General features: G+C 61.1%; 4 protein-coding genes and 1 pseudogene. 3 read left to right on the top strand and 2 right to left on the bottom strand.

Annotated features, from left to right (window positions below; all coding sequences use genetic code 11):
* Together ACSHXH_RS18985 and ACSHXH_RS18990 are read right to left on the bottom strand one after the other, a co-directional pair.
* A pseudogene (locus tag ACSHXH_RS18985) lies at positions 1-332 on the bottom strand (ribose-phosphate diphosphokinase); the annotation flags it as partial.
* A 27-nt stretch (positions 333-359) separates the two neighbouring features.
* Positions 360-695, bottom strand: coding sequence for a ribose-phosphate pyrophosphokinase-like domain-containing protein (locus ACSHXH_RS18990; RefSeq protein WP_435673368.1), 336 nt, complete (start codon positions 693-695; stop codon positions 360-362).
* Between the two features lie 107 nt (positions 696-802).
* Here ACSHXH_RS18990 and ACSHXH_RS18995 point away from each other — a divergent pair, with 107 nt between their 5' ends.
* The 3 genes from ACSHXH_RS18995 (at position 803) to ftsH (ending at position 4,218) form a co-directional block, all read left to right on the top strand.
* A complete protein-coding gene (locus ACSHXH_RS18995; RefSeq protein WP_435673369.1) occupies positions 803-1,225 on the top strand; it encodes a DUF2267 domain-containing protein in 423 nt (140 codons plus the stop codon).
* 11 nt (positions 1,226-1,236) lie between these two features.
* Positions 1,237-2,292 (top strand): hypothetical protein, encoded by a 1,056-nt coding sequence (locus ACSHXH_RS19000; RefSeq protein WP_435673370.1) that lies wholly within the window; start codon positions 1,237-1,239, stop codon positions 2,290-2,292.
* A gap of 102 nt (positions 2,293-2,394) precedes the next feature.
* Positions 2,395-4,218, top strand: a complete 1,824-nt coding sequence (gene ftsH, locus ACSHXH_RS19005; RefSeq protein WP_435673371.1) for an ATP-dependent zinc metalloprotease FtsH — start codon at positions 2,395-2,397, stop codon at positions 4,216-4,218.
* The last annotated feature ends 42 nt before the right edge of the window (positions 4,219-4,260 follow it).

Here is a 4,260-nt window from a genome sequence, read left to right on the forward strand (position 1 = left end):
CCGCCGCAGATCATGTCGTCAACGATGTAGACCGCACATCCCTCTACATCGCCGGCAAAGTGCGTACCCGAGACCACGCCGGCGCTTCTTCGCTTTTCCATGAAGCCGAAAGGGACCGAACCGCTTGTCACCTCTTCCAGTGCCTCGCGGACCAATTGGGCCCGTTTCACGCCACCGGGATCGGGGGACACGATTGCCGGGGGCCGTTTCGAACTTTGCGCTGCGATATGTGTCGCAAACAGTCTGTCGGTCGACAGATGGAGCGTCCGGCAGCGAAAAGCGTTCTGGAAGGCCGCGAGATTGTGAACGTCGAGGGTCACGACCATCGCCACCCCTGTCGCCTCCAACAATTGGGCAAGTTAGCGGGTCGTCACGGGATCGTAGGGTTTGGTCTGCCGGTCCTTGCGCGAATAGGCGAGGTAAGGCGCAATCGCGATGACGCGCGCGGCACCATGCTCGCGGCAGGCCGCCAGAAAGAACAGAAGACGCAGGGTCTTGTCGTTAGTTGACGCCTTCGGATCACCGCTCAGGGAGTGAAGCACGAAGACATCCTGCCCGCGGACATCCACCAGCGGTCGCGCCTTGTGCTCCCCACCGTCGAATTCGCGCTCCTCGTGCCGTGCGATGTCGAAGCCCCCGGTCCGGGCAACCTGTCGGCCCATCCTGTCGGATCCGTTGAGCGCAAAGAACAGCATGTCCGTTCATCGCGGGTCGGCAAAGTCGTGGCATTGACGGCCATCAATGCACTGTCCGGGATTACCGCTCATACTGAACTTGGCGATATTCAAGAGAAAGGTGTTTCATGACCACGACCGGTATCACCAAGCTCGATCATGCACCGCAGATTTTTGCCGAATGGCTGAATGAACTCTGCGATGATCTCGGATTTCCAAAGTCACGGGCATACTTGCTTCTGCACGAAACGTTGCACGCCATTCGCGATTTTCTGACGGTTGATGAGGCCGCGGATCTCGCAGCACAGCTCCCGGTGCTGGTGCGTGGCGTGTATTTCGAAGGCTGGGACCCTTCGAAAGCTCCGGTCAAACCACGCAACAAGACTGACCTGATCGATCGTATCGCATCGCGGTTCCAAAAGGAGCCGTTGGACGATCCGGATCGGGCCGTAGCAGCGGTCATTGACCTTTTGCGCCGGCATGTATCCTGGGGCGAGTTCGAGCAGGTCAAGCACGCCATGCGCAAACCAGTTCAGGAACTTTGGGAATAGGCGCAGGCCGCATGTCTTTGCCCGTCAGCACCCTTGTTCAAACGGAATGCGAACCTGTTGAGGTGTCGCTGAAGGACAAGCTTGCATTCCTCAAGCACGGGTTGCTTTGGCCAAGTGAAGCGCCGCCCGAATGTATCGAAACCCATGCGTCCTATGTCTTTCTGACCCGAGAGCGGGCTTGGAAGCTCAAGAAACCGGTGCGGCTTTTGCATGTTGACCAGCGCACGCTGGCGGCACGGGCTCATCTTTGCTGTGAGGAAGTTCGACTGAACCGGGAATTGGCGGGGTCGGTCTATCGCGGCGTCGTGCCTCTGGTGGAGCGGCCTGACGGAGGGTTGGCCCTGGGCGGGGAAGGGCGCGTTGTCGACTGGCTGGTGGAGATGCTGCGGCTTCCCGCAGATTTGTTGTTGGATCACCGATTGAAGGCCGGTCCGGTCCCGAGACTTTCCGAAATAGTCAGCTTGGGCGACCTTCTGGTGTCCTTCTATCGCAAGCAACAAAGGACCGATGACATGGGCCACCGGTTTTGTAATCGTCTTTTGCGCGACAGTCGGACCAACGCCGCCCATCTGCGCGAGATGCAGCACCATCTAGGCAGCCCGCTGGGCGCGGACGTGCTGGATTTTGCCCTCCCGGCGCTCGAATCCTGCCGCTCTGAAATCATCGCGCGGGCTGGACAGGGTCTTTTGAGCGAATGCCACGGCGACCTGCGCGCCGAACATGTCTGTCTGGCCGACCCGCCGGTGGTCTTCGACCGCGTGGAGTTTGATCACGATGTCCGGCTGGCCGATCCATTTTTCGAATTCAACTGGCTGGGGATCGAATGTGCGTTGTCGGGAGCGGCATGGATCCGGGCCGTCATGCTGTTCCGGTTGTCGCAGAAAATCCCGCCGCCAAGTCGCACCTTGCTGACTGCCTATGGTGTTGTCACCTGCCTGACCCGCGCACGGTTGGCCATCGATCACTTGCGTGACACGGAGGTCCGCACGCCGGCCAAGTGGCCGGCCCGGGCAAGGCTCTATCAGGACGCGGCGGCGGCATTGATTGCAAGTCTCGAGACCGGTTAAGCCGGCCATCATTGCTGCTACATCGGGCGGTGCCACGAAGAATAGCGAATGCCAAACGATCCGCCTCGCAAAACGCCGAATGACGACTCTGTGCGGCCATGGGTGATTTTCACTGTCTGGGCCCTGCTCATTGCGGCTTATGCGATTGCGTTCCTCAGCAATGATGTTTCTAGCGTCCAGATCGTTTCCTACAGTGAAATCAAGCAGATGATCCGCAACGGTGAGGTCGGTCAGGCGCTTCTAGAAGAACACGCGATCACAGTTTCGGGCGAAGATGACATTGCCGCCGCGACGCCGCGGTTCAGCGCGGTCACACCGTCCCAAGGCGATCCGGAGCTTCTTCCGCTGCTGGAGACGCATGGCGTCGAGATCACCGCCGAGGCACCCCGCGGCGTGTCAGTTTTCAGCTATTTCCTGCCGTGGATATTGATTCTTGCGGTTTATTTATGGTTCCAGCGGCGGATGCTGGGGCAGATGGGAGGCGGTTTTGGCGGCGGTGGACTTGGCCCAGGCGGACTGGGTGGTCTGCTCAGCGGACGGTTTTCCAAGCCCAGCGAAAGCGGAACCCGGACAACCTTCGCTGATGTAGCTGGTCAGGATCAGGCCAAGAAGGAAGTGGCCGAGTTGGTCGAGTTCCTGCGCGAACCCGAACGCTTCCAACGCGTGGGCGCCGAAGTGCCGCACGGGGTGCTTTTGATGGGGCCACCGGGCACCGGCAAAACGCTTCTGGCAAAAGCGCTGGCGGGCGAGGCTGATGTTCCGTTCTTTTCGACATCGGGCTCCGAGTTCATCGAGGTTTTCGTCGGCGTCGGTGCCGGCCGCGTCCGTAAGATGTTCGAGGCCGCGCGCAAGGCTGCCCCGGCGGTCATCTTCATCGACGAGTTGGACAGTATCGGCCGCACCCGGGGCACCGGGCTTGGCGGCGGACATGATGAGCGCGAACAGACGCTGAACCAGATTCTGGCCGAGCTTGACGGATTCGAGGGCAAGGAGGCCGTCGTGGTGTTGGCCGCGACCAACCGGCCCGACGTGCTCGACCCTGCACTGCTGCGCCCCGGGCGCTTTGACCGGCACGTCATGCTCAACCTCCCCGACCGGCCGGCGCGGCGGGCAATCCTCGACATCCATGCCAAGGCGCTGCCGCTTGCGGATCCCTCAGATCTGGATGCAATCGCAGCTGGCACCCCGGGGTTTTCGGGGGCTGATTTGAAAAATCTGCTGAACGAGGCCGCGATCCAGGCAGCCCGACGCAGCGCCGCGTCCATCACCGAAGCCGATCTTCAGGAGGCCCGCGACAAGGTGATGATGGGCACCGTGCGCACGCTTGCAATCCAGCCAGAGGAAAAACACCGCCTGGCTGTGCATGAGGCGGGTCATACGGCGGCGGCATTTTTCACGCCGGGAGCCGATCCGCTCTACAAGGTGACGATCATTCCGCGCGGGCGCAGCCTCGGCGGCACGCACATGCTCGAGCAAGAGGAGCATCATACCTTGCCCGAGGATTACCTTCACTGCCAGTTGACCATCCTGCTGGCCGGGCGCGCGGCCGAAAAGCACCTGCTGGGGAGCGCCAGCTCCGGCGCCGACGACGATATCAAACGCGCCACCGGACTGGCCCGCTCGATGATCGCCCGTTGGGGCATGAGCGACGACATAGGCCCGGTGGATCTGCGCCAGCGCGAGGATCATCCGTTCCTCGGTCAGACGATGGCCCAGCCGCGCGAACATGCAGACAAAACCGCTGCTCGGGTCGATGAGGCCGTATCGACGCTTCTCAAGGACGCCGAGGCAGAGGCAACCGGCATCATCGCCCGCCACGAAAAAGAGATCGGGGCGCTGATCGACGCGTTGGAGAGCAAGGAGGTGCTCGATTTCAAGGAAATTGAGACTTGTTGGACCTGTCGCGGTTTGGTGCCGCTCCTTTGATAGCATAATGTGCAGCAAAGGAGACGAACTATGGGCACGGGA

It is taken from the genome of Marivita sp. (assembly GCF_051251565.1).
Taxonomy (GTDB): domain Bacteria; phylum Pseudomonadota; class Alphaproteobacteria; order Rhodobacterales; family Rhodobacteraceae; genus Marivita.

Coding starts and splice junctions, on each gene's coding strand:
- ACSHXH_RS18990 (WP_435673368.1), bottom strand. CDS start 695: ATGCTGTTCTTTGCGCTCAACGGATCCGACAGGATGGGCCGACAGGTT.
- ACSHXH_RS18995 (WP_435673369.1), top strand. CDS start 803: ATGACCACGACCGGTATCACCAAGCTCGATCATGCACCGCAGATTTTT.
- ACSHXH_RS19000 (WP_435673370.1), top strand. CDS start 1,237: ATGTCTTTGCCCGTCAGCACCCTTGTTCAAACGGAATGCGAACCTGTT.